Genomic DNA, 18,379 nt, shown 5'->3' on the forward strand with positions numbered 1-18,379 from the left:
GATGGCGGCATACGAGCTTACATGGACGTACTTGCAGCGGGTCCCGACACCCCACCCATGCCCGCCCAAACCAGCGCAAACGCAAACCCCAGCCGTTGCTCCGCTCCAGCTCTGCAGCCCTGCAGCTTTGCAGCTCTGCAGGGCAAAAAACGGGCGCCGAAGCGCCCGTTCTTTCATCTCAGCAAAGTGCGATGAACCACCTCACCACACCTTGACCCGCTTCTCCGGCGCCAGATACAGCTTCTGGCCTTCCTTCACCTCGAAGGCCGGATACCACGCATCCAGGTTCCGCACCGTCAACGCACGGAACTGGCCCGGTGCATGCACATTGGTCAACAGCGAATTGCGCAGCGCCTGCTCACGCGCCTTGCTGCGCCACGCCTGCGCGAAGCCCAGGAAGAACCGCTGATCCGGCGTGAAGCCCTCCAGCGTCTGCCCCGGCTTGCCCTGCAGCGACAACTGATACGCATCGTAGGCCGTCGACAGACCCGCCACATCGGCGATGTTCTCGCCCAGCGTCAGACGACCATTCACCGAGACCCCCGGGAACGGACTGTAGCTGCTGAACTGCGCCGCCAGCGCATCGCCTGCCGCGTTGAACTGCTTCAGATCCTCCGCCGTCCACCAGTTCTGCAGCTTGCCCGTCTCATCGAACAGCGCACCGGCATTGTCGAACCCGTGGCTGATCTCATGGCCGATCACCGCGCCGATCGCACCGTAGTTCACCGCATCATCGGCCGCACCATCGAAGAACGGCGGCTGCAGGATCGCGGCCGGGAACACCAGGCGGTTCTCCAGCGGCACGTTCATCGCATTGATGGTCTGCGGCAGCATCGCCCACTCGCTGTGGTCGACCGGCTTGCCCAGCTTGGCGATGTTGCGGCGGTACTCAAACAGTTCCGCCCGCTCGGCATTGCCCAGCGCGTCATCGCGCTTGATCTCCAGGCCGGTGTAGTCGCGCCACTTGTCCGGGTAGCCCATGCCGACGGTCAGGCCCTCGACCTTGGCCTTGGCGCGCGCCTTGGTCTGCGGCGACATCCACTCCAGCGCATCGATGCGCTTGGCGAACGCGGCGATGATGTTCTTGGCCATCTCATCGGCGCGGGCCTTGGTGGCCGGGTCGAAATGACGCTCGACGTACAGCTTGCCGATCGCTTCGCCGACCGCATGGTTGCTGTCATCGACGGCACGCTTCCAGCGCTCGCTCTGCTGCGGCGTCCCGTTGAGCGTGGTGCCGTGGAAGGCGAAGCGCGCATCGGCGAACGACTTGGGCAGGTACGGTGCGGCGCGGTCCAGTGCGTGGAAGGCCAGGTAATCCTTCCAGACCTCCAGCGGCTCGGTGGCGACCAGGCGCGAAATGCCGGCCACGGCCTTGGGCTGCCACACGATGAAGTCCTGCTGGGCATCCAGGCCGGCGGAGGCCAGGAAGGCGCTCCAGTCCATGCCCGGCGCCTTCGCGCTCAGGTCGGCCTGCTTCCAGGCGTTGGCGCCCTTGGCGACGTCGTTGGTGGCTTCCTGCGTGGCGTGCGCCTGGGCGATCTTGGTCTCCAGCGCGACGATGCGCTGGGCCTTGGCCGCCGGATCGGCGACGCCGGCCAGCTGCAGCACCTGCGCGATGTAGGCCTGGTACTGCTTGCGGATCTCGGCCATGCGGCCGCCCTGCAGGTAGAAGTCGCGGTCCGGCAGCCCCAGGCCGCCCTGCACCAGGTACGGCGCGGTGCGGTCGGGCTGCAGCAGATCCACCGACACCCACACGCCGAACAGGCGGTCGGTGTAGAAGTTGGTGGCGTTGAGCAGGTCCACGTCGGCGCGCAGGGTGCCGCCCAGGGCGGTGGCGAGCGCGGCCTTGTCACCGATCCCGGCGATGGCGTCGAGCTCGGGCTTGACCGGGGCGGCGCCGCGCGACTCGATGCCGGTCTCGTCCATGAAGGCGGCGTAGTAATCGCCGATCAGCTTGGTTTCGCCCTCGGCCTTGGTATCGGCGGCGGCGCCCTCGAGGATCGCGCGGGTGTCGGCCAGCGTCTTTTCGGAAATGACGTTGAAGCTGCCGTAGCTGGAGCGGTCGGCCGGAATCTCGGTGTTCTTGACCCAGGTGCCATTGGCGAAGCCGAAGAAGTCATCGCCGGCGGCGAGGCTGCGGTCCATGCCGGCGGCGTCGAAGCCGAAGCTGCCCAACTGCGGCGTGGGCGCGGCCGGTTGCGCCGGGGCGGACTCGGGCGCGGCAGCGGCCGGTGCAGTGGCCTCGCGGTCGCAGGCGGCCAGGCTCAGCGACAGGCTGGCGGCAATGGCGAGCATCAGGGTGGGGCGACGCAGCTTGGACATGGGGCTTCTCAGCAACGGAAACGTCCAAGTCTAATCCCGTCCGGGGCGCCCGGTTATGCCGGCTGCGGCGGCATCGGGTACCGGATGTGCCCGTCCCCCGGATTCACCGAGGTGAACCGCCGCCGGGGTGCTTCCCGCGCCGCGCGCGCTGGTGCATGCTGGAGCGGCACGGATTCCGCGCGCGCCTGCTGGGCGCCCGCGTGGCGATCAAGGCGTCAAGAATCCCGGGCAGCGGCCGCTCAGGTTTGGGGAAACCAGGAAGCGTTTACAGATGAAGTCAGCCTGTCGTGCGCAAAAAGGGTTGCGATGCCCGCGTTGAACCGTGCCCTGGCGCGGCCGCTGCGGACCTTCGTGTGGCTCGGGATCTGCCTGGGCGTGCTGCTGGCCGCCGGGCTGGTGGCGACGCTGGTCAATGATGCCCAACGCCGGCAGGAAGCCGCGCAGCGCCAGAGCTCGGCGCTGGCGACCGGTGCCCAGCGCCTGCTGCGGCTGGAGCTGCGCAATCTGGAGCGCGCCATGCAGGGCATTTCCCGGGACGGGGCGCTGCTGTTCCAGCGCGTGCCCGCGCAGGCCCCGGACCTGCTCGATGCGGGCATCGCAGGCACCCTGCAGCGGCATGCCGAACTGCACAGCATCGTCGTGGTCGATCAGTACGGGCGCGCCCTGACCAGCGGCAGCGGCGACCTGCAGTTGCCGCTCTGGGCGGTGGATGACAACCGCGGCAGGGGCAGCCAGCTGTTCCTCGGTCCGCCGCAGGCGCTGGACAGCACGCACTGGATCCTGCCGCTGGCGTTGCCGATGGGCGGAGACCGCTGGCTGCTCGCACGGCTGCGCACCTCGGAACTGCAGTCGGTCATCGGCGGCATGGATACCGGCGAGGCCGGGGTGATTTCGATCACCGACCCACAGGGCTATGTGCTGGCGCGCAGCCCCGATCCGGTGGGCGTGGTGGGGCGCCGCTTCGGCCTGGCCAAGCGCGAGCTGCTGCGCCGCGATGCCCTGACCCCATTGGGGACGGAGACCAGCGCGGTCGATGGCGTCGAGCGCATCTCGAGCCTCAGCACGCTGGCCCAGTACCCGCTCGCGGTGTACGCCGGGTTGGGTCGGCGCGACGTGCTGGCGGCCTGGTGGCCGTATGTGCAGGCCTCGGTCGGGGTCTACCTGCTGTACTGGGCGCTGTTTGGCGCGGTCTATGTCAGCCTGCGCCGCGCCACGCGCGACCAGGACAGCCTGAGCGAGGAGCTGCGTACCGGCCATGCGGAACTGCATATGGCCCATCAGGTCGGCAAGGTCTGCACCTGGTACGTGGACGAGGATGCCTGCCTGCTGCGCTGGTCACCGCTGGCCCGCGAGATCTTCGGCATCGATATCGAGAGCCTGCCGCTCGCCGATTTCTTCGCGCGGGTGCACCACGATGATACGGCGCGCATGCAGCAGGCCTTCGACGCCGCGTTCGCCGGCAGCGGCGTGCTCGATGAAATGTTCCGCCTGGTATTGCCGGGCGGGGCGATCCGATGGGTCTCCGCGCGCGGCCAGCGGGTGGCGGTGGTGGACCGCGAGCGGCGCATGATCGGTGCGCTGACCGATGTCAGCGAGCGGGTCGATGCGCTGGCCCGCGTGCAGCAGGCCGAGCGCCAGTTCCGTCTGTTGTTCGACCGCAACCCGGCGCCGTTCTGGGTGTTCGATCCGGACACGCTGCGCTTCCTCGAGGTCAACGAAGCGGCGGTGCGCCAGTACGGCTACAGCCGCGATGAATTCCTGTCGATGAGCATCCTCGACATCCGCCCGCGCGAAGGCTGGGAGGAAATCCGCGGGGCGATCGCGCAGGCCCGCATCGGCGATGTGCAGGACGCGCAGGTGCGCCTGCACCAGCGCAAGGACGGCAGCGTCTTCGAGGTGCGTGCGCATCTGGCGCGGCTGGATTTCGATGGCCGCCAGGCCTGCCTGGTGCTGGCCGAGGACGTCAGCGAGCGGCTGGCCTATGAGCGCGACCTGGCCTACCACGCCACCCACAACCCGGCGACCGGCCTGCTCAATACGCGCGCGCTGGCCGCGCAGCTGGACGAGGAGGGCGGGGCGTACACGATCGCGTACGTGCAGTTCCGCGGCCTGCAACTGGTGTCGGACACGCTGGGCCGCGAAGTCGGCGACGTGGTGCTGCAGGCGATGGCCAAGCGCCTGGGCGGGCTCGGCGTCCGCTACGGCCTGCTGGCCTTCCAGCCGGCCGAGGATTTCATCTTCGCCATCCGCGACGACCATCAGCGCCAGACCGCGCTGGATACGCTGGTGCAGACGGTGTCCGAACCGGTGCGCGGGCAGGACTGGCTGCACCAGTTCGAGCCGCGCATCGGCGTCGCCGTGAAGTTGGACGGCGATGCCAGCACGGCCGAGCAGGTCATCGGCATGGCCGCGCAGGCCGCGCATGCGGCGCGCGACGAAGGCAATGTCATCGCGTGGTACGACACCACCGTGAGTTCCCGTCTTGCCGAACGGCTGCGCCTGGCCGGGCGCATCCACAGTGCGATCGATACCGAGTTCGAGCTGTACTACCAGCCGATCTGCCACGCCGCCGACAGCAGTCCGGCCGCCCTGGAAGCCCTGCTGCGCTGGCCGCAGGCGGACGGCAGCTTCATTCCGCCGGGCGAATTCATCCAGCTGTGCGAAGACACAGGCCTGATCCTCGCGCTCGGCCGCTGGGTGATCCGCGCCGCGGCACAGGCACAGCGGCAGCTGGTCGATGCCGGCTGGGACCTGCCGATCGCGGTGAACGTCTCGGCGGTGCAGTTCTTCAACAGCGACCTGGTCGCCGAATTCACCCGCGCCAGCCAGGAATTCGGTTTGGCCCGCGGTGCGCTGCAGGTCGAGCTAACCGAGAGCAGCCTGATGCGCAAGCCGGGCCAGGCCAAGCAGACCATGCAGCGCCTGCACGAGCAGGGCATCTGCATTTCGCTGGATGATTTCGGCACCGGGTATTCCAACATGTCCTACCTGCAGCATCTGCCGCTGGACATCCTGAAGATCGACCGCAGCTTCGTGGCGGACGTGGAAACCAATCCGCGCAATGCCTCGATCTGCCGCGCGCTGCTGTCACTGGGCCACAGCATGGGCCTGACCATCATCGCCGAAGGCGTGGAGACCCCGGGCCAGCATCAATGGCTGGCCGCGCACGGCTGCGACCAGGTGCAGGGCTATCTGCTCGGCCGGCCGATGCCGCTGGCCAAGGTGATCGCGCAGCTGGACTCGGTGGAGGCGTAACGCCGGGGGCTGCCCGGCCGCCGCCACGCGTGGTCAGCCCAGCGCTTCGACCAGGTAATCGATGAAGCTGCGGACCTTGGGCGCCAGATGGCTGCGGCTGGTGTACACCGCGTGGATGCCGATGCCGGGCACCGCCCACGCGGGCAGCACGCGTTCCAGTCGGCCGTCGGCGATGGCCTCCGCGACCAGGAAGTCCGGCTGCGCGATGATGCCCATGCCGGCGATCGCGGCCTCGCGCAGCACATCGCCATTGTTGGCGCGGATGCTGCCGTGCACCGGTACGGAGACCTCGCCACGCGGGCCGTGCAGCTGCCAGGCATCGCCACCGGCCCAGTAGCTGTAGCTCAGGCAATCGTGTGCGGACAGGTCTTCAGGCTGCTGCGGGCGGCCGTGCGCATCCAGATACGACGGCGCCGCGCACAGGCTGATCTGCACGTCGGCGAGCTTGCGCGCGATCAGGGTCGGGCTGGGCTGGCGGGTGATGCGGATCGCCACGTCGTAGCCTTCCTCGACCATGTCCACCAGGCGGTCGGACAACGACAGGTCCAGTTCCACCTCCGGGTAGCGCGCGCGATAGCCAGCCAGCAGCGGACCGAGCCGCGCGATGCCATAGCTGACCGGCGCGTTGATCCGCAGCCGTCCGGAGGGCTCCAACGCCTGGGCGCTGATGCCGGCCTCCAGCGCATCGAATTCGGCCAGCAGACGCACGCACTCGGCGTAATAGGCCGCGCCCGTGCTCGTCGGGCTCACGCGACGGGTCGTACGGTTGAGCAGGCGGGTCGACAGGCGCTTTTCCAGCGCGGCGATCTGCCGGGTGACCCCCGCCGTGGACAGGTCCAGGGCCTGCGCGGCAGCACTGAAGCCGTTGCGCTCCACCACGGCGACAAACACACGCATGGCGTCCAGAGTGTCCATTGTTTCTTTTTCCGGAATAAACAGCGTCGATGCATCGTATTTATTGGCCGATCCGTACGCAATAGTCTGAGATCCAGGAACCGCCCCGGTGGGCATCCCGCTATTGGAGTCCGTGATGTCCCGCTTGCCCTCCCTCTACATCTCCCACGGCTCGCCGATGACCGCGCTGAACCCCGGCTTGGTCGGCGAGCGCCTGGCCGCACTGGCGGCGCGCCTGCCGCGGCCGCGCGCGATCGTGATGGCCTCGGCGCACTGGCTGACCCACCAGCCGGTGGTGGGCGGGCATGCCCAGCCGCCCACGATCCACGATTTCGGGGGTTTTCCGCAGGCGCTGTTCGATCTGCAGTACCCGGCGCCGGGCGACCCCACACTGGCCCAGGAGATCGCGCAGCGGCTGACCGCGGCCGGCCTGCCGACGGCGACCGATCCGCAGCGCGGCCTCGACCACGGTGCCTGGGTGCCGCTGCGCTTCCTGTACCCGCAGGCGGAGATTCCGGTCGTGCCGCTGGCGATCCAGCCATTGCTTGGGCCGGCCCATCAGTTCGCGCTGGGCCGCGCGCTGGCGCCGCTGCGCGAACAGGGCGTGCTGTTGATCGGCTCGGGCAGCATCACCCACAACCTGCACGATTGGCGCAGCTATCAGGACGGCAAGGAAGCGCCCTATGTGCGGCCCTTCATCGAGTGGGTGGAGCAGCGCCTGCAGGCCGATGACAGTGCCGCACTCCTGGACTACCGCCGTCAGGCCCCGCACGCCGCGCAGGCGCACCCCAGCGACGAGCACCTGCAGCCGCTGCACTTCGCGATGGGCGCGGCCGGTGGCGATGTGCTCGGCGCGCAGCGTATCGATGCCGGCATCGATGCCGGTTTCCTGGCGATGGACATCTATCGCTTCGACGGCGCCGACGCGCAGCTGCTGTCCGCCGACTGAGCCCGTTGCGCCCCGCGCATTCGCGTGGCGGCGCACGTGTGGTACGTTTTTTCCTGTTTCCGGCGCCGGCTGCCCGCAGCCTCCCCCGCGCTGCTTACTGGAAAATGCATGCATACCATTGAAGTCGTCCTGGCGATGCTGGTGGCGGTGGTCGCCAGCGGCTACCTGGTCCGCGTCCTGCCGTTGTCCCTGCCGCTGCCGCTGGTGCAGATCGGGCTGGGCGCGGTCATTGCCGGGGTGTTCAACCGCGGACACGCGCTGGAGCCGGAGATGTTTTTCCTGCTGTTCCTGCCACCGCTGCTGTTCCTGGATGGCTGGCGCATCCCCAAGCAGGGCCTGTTCCGCGATAAAGGCGTGATCCTGGAGCTGGCGTTCGGGCTGGTGGTGTTCACCGTGATCGGTGCCGGCTTCCTGATTCACTGGATGATCCCGGTGATGCCGCTGGCCGTGGCCTTCGCGCTGGCGGCGATCATCTCGCCGACCGATCCGGTGGCGGTCAGTTCGATCGCCTCGCGCGCGCCGATCCCCAAGCGGCTGATGCACATCCTGGAAGGCGAGTCGCTGCTCAACGATGCCTCCGGCCTGGTCTGCTTCCGCTTCGCGGTGGCAGCCGTGATGACCGGCACCTTCTCGCTGGCGACAGCCTCGCTCACCTTCCTGTGGGTGGCGGTGGCCGGGCTGGCGATCGGTGTGGCGGTGACGCTGGGCGTGTCGACCTTCCAGCGCTGGCTGTGGCGGCGCTTCGGTGAGGAGCCCGGCGCGGCGCTGCTGGTGAATCTGCTGATCCCGTTCGCCGCCTACCTGCTGGCCGAAGAGTTCAACGCCTCGGGCATCCTCTCCGCGGTCGCCGCTGGCATCACGATGAGCTACGTGGAACTGAGCGGCCGCGTCTCGGGCAGCATGCGCGTGCAGCGTACGGCCGTGTGGAACATGCTGCAGTTCAGCTTCAACGGCATCATGTTCGTGCTGCTCGGCGAGCAGCTGCCCGGCATCGTCGAGCGCGCGATCAAGACGGTCAGCGAGAGCGGGCACCACAGTGCGTGGTGGCTGCTGGTCTACGTGGTGGTGATCAACCTGGCGCTGGTGCTGCTGCGCCTGGCCTGGGTGTGGCTGTCGCTGCGCTGGAGCCTGCTGCGCGCGCGCCACCGGGGTGAAGCACGCCCGGGCACGTCGTGGCGGATCGTGGTGGCGACCTCGCTGGCCGGTGTGCGCGGGGCGATCACCCTGGCCGGCGTGCTGACCCTGCCGCTGTTCCTGCCCGATGGCAGTGCGTTCCCGGCGCGTGATCTGGTGATCTTCCTCGCCGCGGCGGTGATCCTGATCTCGCTGGTCGGGGCCAGCATCGCGCTGCCGCGCCTGCTCAAGGGGCTGGAACTGCCGGCCGATTCGGGCGAGCGCAAGGAAGAAGACCTGGCCCGCAAGCTCGCCGCCAAGGCCGCGCTGGCCGGGGTGGAGCGTACGCGCCAGCAGCTGGTGCAGAACCAGACCACCGAGAATGTGCAGCTCTACAACGACGCCGCCTCACGGGTGAGCCTGCTGTACCAGCGCAATCTGGAGAAGGACGCCGGGCCGGATGCCGACCCGGAAAAGGTGAAGCGGATGGAGCAGGGCTATCGCCAGCTGCGCACCGCCGGGCTCACCGCCGAGCGCGAAGAGCTGTTCCGGCTGACCCGACGCGGGAAGATTTCCGATGAGATCTCGCGCAGGCTGATCCGCAACCTGGACCTGCTGGAGACGCGGCAACGCGATTGAAGCCGCACCGTGCCACGGGTAGAGCCACCCCATGGGTGGCTGCGCGGACCTGCTGGAACCCACTCGCCCGGGACGAAGGGCAGCCACCCATGGGGTGGCTCTACCCCGGCACGCGTGGGATCAGGCGTCTCCGGCAGACGTGGGATCAGGCGTCCGGCTTCTGATCCAGGAAGTAGGCCACCACGGTGCCCTTGATCTTGATCGTCATCGGGTTGCCGCGGCGGTCGCGGGCCTTGCCGGCCTGTACGCGGATCCAGCCTTCGCTGACCGAATACTCCTCGACGTTGTCGCGCTCGACATCGTTGAAGCGGATGCCTACGCCGCGCTCCAGCGCAGCGGCATCGTGGAAGGGGCTGGCCGGGTTGATCGCCAGGTGATCGGGAGGGGTATCGCTCATGGTCACAGGATGCTGACGACCACCAAGGCCGTCTTCTGGCGTACAGGATAAACCGCAGCGGGCCCCGCGCCGAATTTCGCTTCCTGCCAACGCCCTTGCACGGCAGAATGCGCCCCTGTCTCCAGGAATACCGGTCATGCCCGACAACAGCGATTATTTCGACTTCGAAGAAGAGGAACGCGATTTCGACGAGGACGATTTCGAGGCGCGGATCTGGAACCTGTTCGTGCTGATCAACCCGGGCGATGAAGAACTGGCCCTGCAGCAGTTCAACCGCTGGCGCGAGGCACTGCTGGAAAGTGGTGAAGGCATCGATGAAGACGCCGACTGGCTGCCGCCGATGATGGCCGCGATCGCCTGGCAGTCCGGCTTCGAGGTCGAGCGCAGCGATGCCGATGCGCTGATGTCGGCCGTCAACGAGCTGTCCGCGCGCTGGAACCTGCAGATCGACTGGGGTGGCGACCTGGACGATGAGGATTTCGCCGCCGAGGTGGACGCGCCGGCGCTGATGGCTACCGCCCATGACCGCCTGCGCGAGCACAACTATGCGCTGTGGAGCGTGGATACCGGCAATGACACTCTGGCCGGCTGGATGGCGCTCAACCGCGATGACGACGCGATGCTGGCGCTGTGCTCGTTGCTGGGCGTGGAAGTGCGGCCGGGCAGCGATCCGTTCTGACGGCGTGACCGCGGTCTGCGTGTGCCGACCAACGGTCGGCACCTACCGGTATTGGCTTCTCGCATTGGCGATGACCGCTTTGACCAGCGCGCGGTCCGTATGCCGTGAGATCGCCTGTGCGCCCAGGGCGATCGCCTGCAGGCGCAGCGGGGCGGGCACGTCGTAGTGCGCGCCGCTGCGGCGGTTCTGGAACGCCCGCAGCGGAATCCCGAGCTGCGCCGCCATGGCGTGCAGCTCGGGCAGGGTGTCGGCCATCAGATGCGCCCAGCGCTCGCCGCGCCAGGGGTGTACCGCATCGTCGATATAGACCGTCACCGGATCGCCGTGGCTCAGGCCTGCGGCTTGTCGTCGCTGGCGGCCGGGGCCGGCTCGGCATCTGCCGGGGCAGCGGCGGCGTCGTCGGCCACGATCTCGGCATCGTCGGCGTCGGCGTTGGCTTCGTCGTCACCTTCCACGCCTTCGAACTCGGAAACCAGCTGCGACAGGTACTCGTCGGCGGTCTTGCCTTCATCGGCGGCCAGGTCGTCGATCAGCTGCTGCAGCTGGGCCGAGTACTCCAGGTTGACCTTGCGGCCTTCCTTCTCCTGGACGTTGGAAAGGTGCTTGAGCATGGCCAGCATCGGCACCGGGTTGTCGGCGTTGCCCATGGTCTGGCCGCCGATGGCCAGCAGCCACTCGGTGCCCTGCAGGCCGATCGCGGCGACGACCTGGCCTTCTTCGTTGGTCAGCACGGCATGGTTCTGCACCGGCTGCTGGGCGTTGAGGCGGTTGATCGGACGCTTGGGCTGCTGCTTCTTGCGCTTGTCGCGCTTGGCCTTGGACTGCTTGGACATGAGAACGGTCTATCTACAAAAGGAAAGACCCATTGTAGTGCCGGCCGCTGGCCGGCTCCACGGATTCCTTGAAGGGTCCGCAGCTCCGGCCGCTGGCCGGCTCCACGGATTCCCTGAATTCCCCCCTGCAGCCCCCGCCGCCGCGCCCTTACGGCGCGACAGCCGGCGCCAGCGCCGCCTGGATATCCGCATCGGCAGCCGTAGGCGACAGCGCCACTTCCTGGCCGGCACCGGCCAGGGCGGCGGCCTCGGCGGCCTTGGTCATCACCACGATGCTGATCCGGCGGTTGATCGGGTTGTCCGGCTGGGTCCGGTCGAACAGCACCGAGGAGGACAGGCCGACCACGCGGGTCACCTTCTCTTCGGTCATCCCGCCATCCAGCAGCGCACGGCGGGCAGCGTTGGCGCGGTCGGCGCTGAGCTCCCAGTTGCTGTAGCCATGCACGGCGTTGTACGCGGTGGTGTCGGTATGCCCGGTGATGCTGATCCGGTTCGGCACGTGGTTGATGAACTGCGACAGCTCCCGCAGGATCTCGCGCGTATACGGCTTGAGCGAAGCACTGCCCATGTCGAACATTGGGCGGTTCTGCTTGTCCACGATCTGGATGCGCAGCCCTTCCGGGGTGAGGTCGAGCAGCAGCTGGTCCTTGAACGGCTCCAGCGCCTGGCTCTTGCTGATCGCTTCTTCCAGCTCCTGCTTGAGCGCTTCGAGCTGCTGCTTTTCCCGCTCGCGATCGGTCTGCGGCACCGGCTTGGTGGCCTGCTGGCTCTGGAAGGGATCGTTGCTGTTGCCGCGCGAGATGTCGGTGGCGCCCCCCAGTTTGATCATCGAGGTGCTGGCGCCGCCCGGACCGGCCATGCCGGGGGCCGGGGTGGAACTGCTGCCGGCCAGCGGGCTGGGGTTGCGGAAGTATTCGGAGATCGCCGCGCGCTCGGGCTTGGTGGTGGCGGCCATCAGCCACAGCACCAGGAAGAAGGCCATCATCGCGGTCACGAAGTCGGCATAGGCCACCTTCCAGGCACCGCCATGGTGCGCGGCGTGGCCGGCTTTCTTGACCCGGCGGACGATGACGGTGGGTTTGGTGTCGGCCATGGCGCTGCCTTACTTGACCGTCTTGAGGTGCTGTTCGAACGCGCTGAAGCCCGGACGCACGTTGGACGGCAGGGTCTTGCGGGCGAATTCGAGGGCGATCTTCGGGTTGTAGCCGCGCAGGCAGGCCAGCAGGGCGGTTTTCACCGATTCGTAGATGCGCGCGTCCTGTTCGGCGCGGGCTTCCACGGCCGAGGCCAGCGGGCCGACGAAGCCGTAGGCCAGCAGGATGCCCAGGAAGGTGCCGACCAGTGCGCCGGCGACGTGCGCGCCGACTTCGGTGATCTCGCCGCCGATCGAGCCCATGGTGATCACGATGCCGAGCACCGCAGCCACGATGCCGAAGCCCGGCAGGCCGTCGGCGACCTTGTTGAGCACCGCCGCGGGCTGCATCGCCTCGCCGTGATGCTTCTCCAGCTCCATCTCCAGCAGCGGCTCCAGCTCATGCGGCTCGATGTTGCTGCCGATCATCAGGCGCAGGCAGTCGGTGATGAAGTCGACCAGGTGATGGTCGGCCTGCACCTTGGGGTAATTGGCGAAGATGCTGCTCTCGGCCGGGCGTTCGACATGGTCTTCCAGCGCCATGAAGCCTTCGCGACGGGCCTTGTTGAGCAGTTCGTAGAGCAGGCTGAGGACGTCGATGTAGTCCTGCTGCTTGTAGCGCGGGCCCTTGAACACGCCGACGGTGGCCTGCAGGGTCTGCTTCACGGTTTTGACCGGGGTGCCGACCAGGAACGCGCCCAGCGCGGCGCCGCCGATGATCACCAGTTCATAGGGCTGCCACAGCGCGCCGAGTTTGCCGTGCGCGCCCACATAACCGCCGAGCACGCTGAGGATGACGACGAGAAGTCCAACGATGATGAGCATGGGGCCGACGCGGGAAGGGGATACCTCCATGTCGGCCCCTTCACACCTTTTCTGAAGGGGGTGTTCGACCAATGTCACACTTTTGCGCCATCGCGTGCGGGCCCAGCCTCAGGCAAGCCGCAAGCGTGCGGACCGACGAGCCGTGCTTACGCCGCCGCGCCGGCTTCAGCACCGCCGCGCTGCAGGGGATCCGGATAGGCCTGCCCGTTGGGCGTGAACGACAGCGAGACCGAGTTCAGGCAGTGGCGCTCGTGGGTCGGCGGCGGGCCATCGGGGAACACATGGCCGAGATGGCTGTCACATCGCGCGCAGACGATTTCGGTGCGGACCATGCCATGGCTGGCATCGCGGATCTCGCGGACATGGGCCGGGTCGAAGGGGGCGAAGAAGCTCGGCCAGCCGGTGCCGGAGTCGAACTTGGTGCTGGAGCGGAACAGCGGCAGGCCACACAAGCGGCAGCCGTAGACCCCGTCCTGCTTGTTGTCCAGGAAGACGCCGCAGAACGGCGCCTCCGTGCCATGGTGCAGCAGCACGCGCTGTTCATCGGCACTGAGCCCGGCGACCAAGGCCTGGCGCTGGGCGTCGGTGGGCGGGGAAAGGTCGAAAGCTGTCATAAACATTCCCTATTGATGTGGTACATAGATTGAGCTGTTGCCTCTGGAGGTACAAGCAAGGGCGTTCATGGTGCTGATACCCGTGCAGGTGCATGGTGAAGGCCTGAACCGCCGCCGGGAGACCGCCATGTACCGCCCACGTCGCCTCGTCGCTGCCCTGCTGGTGCTGCTGCCGTTGACCGCGGCCGCGCAGATCGGCCCGCCGCCCAAGCCCACCGCCACGCGACCGGTGGTCGCGCCGCAGCCGACGCCCACGCCGCTGCCCGTCCCCGTCCAACCGGCGCCGGTCGACAGCCTGTCCGGGCAGATGGCGCCGGTGAGGTCTTCGGCGCAGACCCAGCAGCAGCTGCGCACGCATCCGATCCAGAGCAAAGGTCCGTCGCAGCCTGCGCCGATGCAGGGGCCCGCCGTACAGGGCAAGGTCTACGACCGTCATGGCCGGATCATTCCCGGGGCCCGGCAGGTGAGCCCCAACCGTGTGCTCGATACCCGCACCGGCCGTTACTACGACTCCATTCCCAGCGGCGACGGCCAGCAGATCAAGCCGTAATCGGGGGCCATGGCCTGCGAGCAAGATGAATGGTTTACATCGCTGTTCCCGCAGTCATCGCCGTCAACGGAATGCCTCACCGATTTTTCGCCTGTGATTAACCGGCTCGGCGAGACCCTGTCCACGCGCCGCAACACAGCGCATCCCCGAGGTTTTTCGAGAAGAGTGCAATCATGGCTAACCAGCAGAACCGCAGTCCCGGCAAGGCGCCGCAGGAGCAGCAGGGCAGTCAGCAACAGAACCAGAAGCCCGGCCAGCAGAACCAGCAGCAGTGGGACCAGCAGAATCAGAAGGGCGGCAAGCAGCAGGACCAGAAGCATCAGGACCAGAAACAGCAGCGCTGATGCGCTTGACGCAATGAACGAAGGCGGTGCGCACATGCGCGCCGCCTTTCTGCTTTGAAGGAGCCCGCGCTCAATCCGGGATCGGCAGGGTCAGGGTTTCCTTGACCTCTTCCATCACGATGTAGCTTTTGGATTCACGTACGTGCGGCAGGGTCAGCAGCGTGCTGCCAAGCAGCTTGCGGTACGAGGCCATCTCGCTGATGCGCGCCTTGAGCAGGTAATCGAAATCGCCCGAGACCAGATGGCATTCCAGCACGTTGGGGAGCTTCAACGCCGCACGCCGGAACTCTTCGAAGATGTCACCGGACTTGTAGGCCAGGCTGATCTCCACGAACACCAGCAGGCTGGCCTTGAGGTAATGCGGATCGAGCTTGGCGTAGTAGCCGGTGATGGCGCCGTCGCGCTCGAGCCGGCGGACGCGCTCGGTGCAGGGCGTGGTCGACAGGCCGACGCGCTCGCCCAGCTCGGTGAAGGAAATCCGGCCCTCGTCCTGCAGGATGCGCAGGATCTTGCGGTCGATCTTGTCCAGTTCGCGGGCACGCGCGGCCATCGGCGTCAGCCTCTCAAGGGTGTTGGCAGGACAATACCCTGCCTAAGGCTCTAAAAACAGGCGAATTGCTTGGTTGCGGCTGACTATACTTCCTCAATTATGGTCCCGGCGTGCTCCTGCGCAGGGAATGATCGGGTTGGAGAGGTGTCATGCGCGTTCTAGTCCTTGGCAGCGGTGTGATCGGCACGACCAGTGCCTGGTACCTGCGGCAGGCCGGGTTTGAAGTCACGGTCGTCGACCGCCAGCCCGGTCCGGCGCTGGAAACCAGTTTCGCCAATGCAGGCCAGCTGTCGTTCGGCTACACCTCGCCGTGGGCGGCCCCGGGCGTGCCGCTCAAGGCGGTCAAGTGGCTGTTCTCCGAACACGCGCCGCTGGCGATCCGCCCGGGCCTGGATTGGCACCAGTACCGCTGGCTGGCGCAGATGCTGCGCAACTGCACGCACGAGCGCTACGCGATCAACAAGGCGCGCATGGTGCGCATGTCCGAGTACAGCCGCGATTGCCTCAACGAACTCCGCCGCGAGACCGGTATCGAGTTCGAAGGCCGCGACCTGGGCACCACCCAGCTGTTCCGTACCCAGCAGCAGCTGGATGCCTCCGCGCAGGACATCGAGGTGCTGGCGCAGTACGGCGTGCCCTATCAGGTGCTCGACCGCGACGGCATCATCGCCCACGAACCGGCCCTGGCCGGCGTGGCCGACAAGCTCGTCGGCGCGCTGCGCCTGCCGCGCGACCAGACCGGCGACTGCCAGCTATTCACCCGCCGCCTGGCGCAGATGTGTGTCGATGCCGGGGTCGAATTCCGCTTCGACCAGGACATCGCCGGCCTGCAGAGCGACGGCGACCGCATTACCGGTGTGCGCATCGACGGCAAGCTGGAAACCGCCGATCACTACGTGGTCGCGCTGGGCAGCTATTCGCCGTCGCTGGTCGCGCCGCTGGGCATGCAGCTGCCCGTGTACCCGCTCAAGGGTTACTCGCTGACGCTGCCGATCACCGACCCGGCGATGGCCCCGACCTCGACCATCCTGGACGAAAGCTACAAGGTGGCCGTGACCCGCTTCGACGACCGCATCCGCGTGGGTGGCATGGCCGAAGTGGGCGGGTTCGACCTGTCCCTCTCGCCGCGCCGCCGCGCCACGCTCGAGAAGGTCGTGCGCGATCTGTACCCGCACGGCGGCGATCTGTCGCGCGCCGAGTTCTGGACCGGCCTGCGCCCGGCCACGCCGGATGGCACGCCGGTGGTCGGCGCCACGCCGTATCGCAACCTGTTCCTCAATACCGGCCACGGCACCCTGGGCTGGACCATGGCGTGCGGCTCCGGCCGCTACCTTGCCGACCTGATGGATGCCCGCCAGCCGCAGATCAGCACCGAAGGCCTGGATATCTTCCGTTACACCCACCACGCCGCGTCCGTCCGTCACCGTGAGTCGAGTTCATGCGCCCAGCCCGTGCGTTGATTGATCTGGACGCGCTGCGCGGCAACTACCGGCTGGCACGCGAACTGGGGGGCGGCAAGGCCGTTGCAGTGATCAAGGCCGATGCCTACGGGCACGGTGCGGTGCGCTGCGCCCGTGCGCTGCAGGCCGAGGCCGATGCGTTCGGCGTGGCCTGCATCGAGGAAGCGCTGGAACTGCGGGCGGCCGGCATCACCGGTCCGATCCTCTTGCTGGAAGGCTTCTTCGACGCTGACGAGCTGCCGTTGATCGTCGAACACGATCTGTGGTTCGCGGTCGGCGCGCCGTGGCAGGTCGAGGCGGTCGCCGCGTTCCAGACCACCGCCACGCTTACCGTGTGGTTGAAGCTGGACAGCGGCATGCATCGCCTGGGCCTGTGGCCGGACGAGTTCCGCGCCGCGCATGCCACGCTGAGCACGCTGGCGCATGTCGGGCCGATGGTGCTGATGACCCACATGGCGCGTGCCGACGAACTGGACAGCCCGCGCACCCGCGAGCAGGCCGACGTGTTTGCCGCCGCCATCGAGGGTCTGGCCGGGCAGACCAGCCTGTGCAATTCGCCCGCGCTGCTGGGCTGGCCGGACGTGCGCAGCGACTGGGTCCGTCCGGGCCTGATGTTGTACGGGATCAACCCGATGCCCGCGCATACCGCGCTGACCCAGCGCCTGCGCCCGGTCATGACCATGCGCTCGAAAATCTTCGCGGTGCGCGATATCGCGGTGGGCGAGCCGGTCGGCTACGGCGCGCGGTTCGTCGCGCAGCGGCCGACCCGGGTCGGCGTGGTCGCCCTCGGCTATGCCGATGGTTACCCGCAGTTCGCGCCGAACGGCACGCCCGTGCGCATCGATGAGCAGCCCGGCATCGTGATCGGTCGGGTCTCGATGGACATGCTCACCGTCGACCTCACCCACCTGCCGCAGGCCGGTATCGGCAGCACGGTGACGCTGTGGGGCGATGCCCCGCGCATCGAGGCGCTGGCACCGCTGTGCGGCGTCAGTGCCTACCAGCTGCCGTGCGGCGTGAAGCGGGTCGTGCGCGAGTACCTGGGCGGCTGAGGGAGGGCTCAGGTGCTGGCGGTGGCCTGGTTGCGCAGCTCGCGCCGGATCCAGTCATCCAGCAGGCGCTTCTCGTAGCGCAGCGGATCGGTGTCGCTCTGCCGGCCGATGTTGTGCAGGTAGCCGGTGTCCTGCAGCTTGCGCTCCCCTTCGCCGATCACCTGGCCCTGCGCATCCTTGAGGGTGTAGGTCAGCGACACGCGCGGCGGATAGATGTCGCGCATCACCCGGATGTCGTTGGAGCGCGGGCCGTGCCACGGCTCGTAATCGCCGGCGCGTTTGATGTCGGTAAACGTCACGTCCAGCGTCTGGCCAGGCTGCAGCTCCTTGCCGGCGGTGGTCTGGACGTACTTGGCCAGCTGCTGCACCCAGTCGCCGCGTTCGGCTTCGAAGCGGTTGTTGCTCTGGCGGATCTCGGTGAACTGCGCCGGGTCGGTCCAGGTCACCTGGACCGGGCCATCGGCCTGGAGCGCGCGCGGGGCCTGCGGGTCGGTCACGGTACGCGGGGCGGCGGAGGCACTGCCGACGAGCAGCAGGCCAGCCAGCGCGCCGGCGATCAGGGATGTGCGGTTCATGACAACTCCTGGGTCGCGATCACAAGTGGGATCAGGTGCCCAGTGTGATCCCGATCCGGGTGGCCCACAATGCAGGCGTGTATGCTCCGCCTCTGCGGTTGGCGCCAATTCACCCAGGCCCGCCCCCGACCCTCGGCGCTTGACGCTGCGAATACGCGCGTTGGCCGATCCTGTCCTCCTCTGTTTCGCCAGTTGC

18 protein-coding genes are annotated in these 18,379 nt (G+C 67.7%); 8 read left to right on the top strand and 10 right to left on the bottom strand.

Features of this window, described 5'->3' with window-relative positions:
* Positions 1-201: 201 nt before the first annotated feature.
* On the bottom strand, positions 202-2,322 hold the full coding sequence (locus HH110_RS16205) for a M13 family metallopeptidase (RefSeq protein ID WP_176990628.1): 2,121 nt from the start codon (positions 2,320-2,322) through the stop codon (positions 202-204).
* Positions 2,323-2,628: 306 nt separating this feature from the next.
* Here HH110_RS16205 and HH110_RS16210 point away from each other — a divergent pair, with 306 nt between their 5' ends.
* A complete protein-coding gene (locus HH110_RS16210; protein WP_176990629.1) occupies positions 2,629-5,577 on the top strand; it encodes an EAL domain-containing protein in 2,949 nt (982 codons plus the stop codon).
* A gap of 33 nt (positions 5,578-5,610) precedes the next feature.
* Here HH110_RS16210 and HH110_RS16215 read toward each other — a convergent pair whose 3' ends face one another.
* Complete coding sequence (locus HH110_RS16215; RefSeq protein WP_176990630.1) at positions 5,611-6,492, bottom strand: LysR family transcriptional regulator; 882 nt, start codon at positions 6,490-6,492, stop codon at positions 5,611-5,613.
* A 115-nt stretch (positions 6,493-6,607) separates the two neighbouring features.
* Between HH110_RS16215 and HH110_RS16220 the strand changes: the two genes are divergently transcribed.
* Both HH110_RS16220 and HH110_RS16225 read left to right on the top strand, forming a co-directional pair.
* Complete coding sequence (locus tag HH110_RS16220; RefSeq protein WP_176990631.1) at positions 6,608-7,420, top strand: dioxygenase; 813 nt, start codon at positions 6,608-6,610, stop codon at positions 7,418-7,420.
* A gap of 108 nt (positions 7,421-7,528) precedes the next feature.
* The gene (locus HH110_RS16225) at positions 7,529-9,172 is read left to right on the top strand and encodes a Na+/H+ antiporter (protein ID WP_176990632.1); all 1,644 of its coding nucleotides are present in this window, start codon (positions 7,529-7,531) and stop codon (positions 9,170-9,172) included.
* A 145-nt stretch (positions 9,173-9,317) separates the two neighbouring features.
* Here the strand turns inward: HH110_RS16225 and HH110_RS16230 are convergent, their stop codons facing one another.
* Positions 9,318-9,569, bottom strand: coding sequence for a DUF3297 family protein (locus HH110_RS16230; RefSeq protein ID WP_088432755.1), 252 nt, complete (start codon positions 9,567-9,569; stop codon positions 9,318-9,320).
* Between the two features lie 136 nt (positions 9,570-9,705).
* Here HH110_RS16230 and HH110_RS16235 point away from each other — a divergent pair, with 136 nt between their 5' ends.
* The gene (locus HH110_RS16235) at positions 9,706-10,248 is read left to right on the top strand and encodes a hypothetical protein (RefSeq protein ID WP_176990633.1); all 543 of its coding nucleotides are present in this window, start codon (positions 9,706-9,708) and stop codon (positions 10,246-10,248) included.
* 42 nt (positions 10,249-10,290) lie between these two features.
* On the opposite strand, the gene HH110_RS16240 is transcribed toward HH110_RS16235, so the two are convergent.
* The 5 genes from HH110_RS16240 to msrB all read right to left on the bottom strand — a co-directional run bounded on the left by HH110_RS16240 (position 10,291) and on the right by msrB (position 13,652).
* Positions 10,291-10,563 (bottom strand): DUF4031 domain-containing protein, encoded by a 273-nt coding sequence (locus HH110_RS16240; RefSeq protein WP_176990634.1) that lies wholly within the window; start codon positions 10,561-10,563, stop codon positions 10,291-10,293.
* Between the two features lie 14 nt (positions 10,564-10,577).
* Entirely contained in the window at positions 10,578-11,081 is a 504-nt protein-coding gene (locus tag HH110_RS16245; protein WP_176990635.1) for a hypothetical protein, read from the bottom strand.
* Between the two features lie 148 nt (positions 11,082-11,229).
* Positions 11,230-12,174 (bottom strand): flagellar motor protein MotB, encoded by a 945-nt coding sequence (gene motB, locus HH110_RS16250; protein ID WP_176990636.1) that lies wholly within the window; start codon positions 12,172-12,174, stop codon positions 11,230-11,232.
* Between the two features lie 9 nt (positions 12,175-12,183).
* Positions 12,184-13,038, bottom strand: coding sequence for a flagellar motor stator protein MotA (gene motA / locus HH110_RS16255; RefSeq protein WP_176990637.1), 855 nt, complete (start codon positions 13,036-13,038; stop codon positions 12,184-12,186).
* Between the two features lie 146 nt (positions 13,039-13,184).
* Positions 13,185-13,652, bottom strand: a complete 468-nt coding sequence (msrB, locus tag HH110_RS16260) for a peptide-methionine (R)-S-oxide reductase MsrB (RefSeq protein WP_176990638.1) — start codon at positions 13,650-13,652, stop codon at positions 13,185-13,187.
* A gap of 67 nt (positions 13,653-13,719) precedes the next feature.
* On the opposite strand from msrB, the gene HH110_RS16265 reads away from it, so the two are divergent.
* Positions 13,720-14,202, top strand: coding sequence for a classical arabinogalactan protein 4 (locus HH110_RS16265; RefSeq protein WP_241696607.1), 483 nt, complete (start codon positions 13,720-13,722; stop codon positions 14,200-14,202).
* A gap of 173 nt (positions 14,203-14,375) precedes the next feature.
* A complete protein-coding gene (locus tag HH110_RS16270; protein WP_176990639.1) occupies positions 14,376-14,546 on the top strand; it encodes a lana protein in 171 nt (56 codons plus the stop codon).
* A 70-nt stretch (positions 14,547-14,616) separates the two neighbouring features.
* On the opposite strand, the gene HH110_RS16275 is transcribed toward HH110_RS16270, so the two are convergent.
* Positions 14,617-15,096 carry an Lrp/AsnC ligand binding domain-containing protein gene (locus HH110_RS16275; protein ID WP_019185754.1) on the bottom strand — a complete coding sequence of 160 codons (480 nt, stop codon included), beginning with the start codon at positions 15,094-15,096 and terminating at the stop codon, positions 14,617-14,619.
* Between the two features lie 149 nt (positions 15,097-15,245).
* Between HH110_RS16275 and HH110_RS16280 the strand changes: the two genes are divergently transcribed.
* Together HH110_RS16280 and alr are read left to right on the top strand one after the other, a co-directional pair.
* A complete protein-coding gene (locus tag HH110_RS16280) occupies positions 15,246-16,556 on the top strand; it encodes a D-amino acid dehydrogenase (RefSeq protein ID WP_176990640.1) in 1,311 nt (436 codons plus the stop codon).
* Positions 16,535-17,608: an alanine racemase gene (alr, locus tag HH110_RS16285; RefSeq protein ID WP_176990641.1), complete on the top strand. Its 1,074-nt coding sequence runs from the start codon at positions 16,535-16,537 to the stop codon at positions 17,606-17,608. Before HH110_RS16280 ends, alr begins: the two co-directional genes overlap by 22 nt.
* An 8-nt stretch (positions 17,609-17,616) precedes the next feature.
* Here the strand turns inward: alr and HH110_RS16290 are convergent, their stop codons facing one another.
* Positions 17,617-18,183 (bottom strand): DUF3016 domain-containing protein, encoded by a 567-nt coding sequence (locus HH110_RS16290; RefSeq protein ID WP_176990642.1) that lies wholly within the window; start codon positions 18,181-18,183, stop codon positions 17,617-17,619.
* Positions 18,184-18,379 lie beyond the last annotated feature (196 nt).

Origin of the sequence: Stenotrophomonas sp. SAM-B (assembly GCF_013387485.1) — a bacterium.
Classification (GTDB): Bacteria; Pseudomonadota; Gammaproteobacteria; order Xanthomonadales; family Xanthomonadaceae; genus Stenotrophomonas; species Stenotrophomonas maltophilia_AA.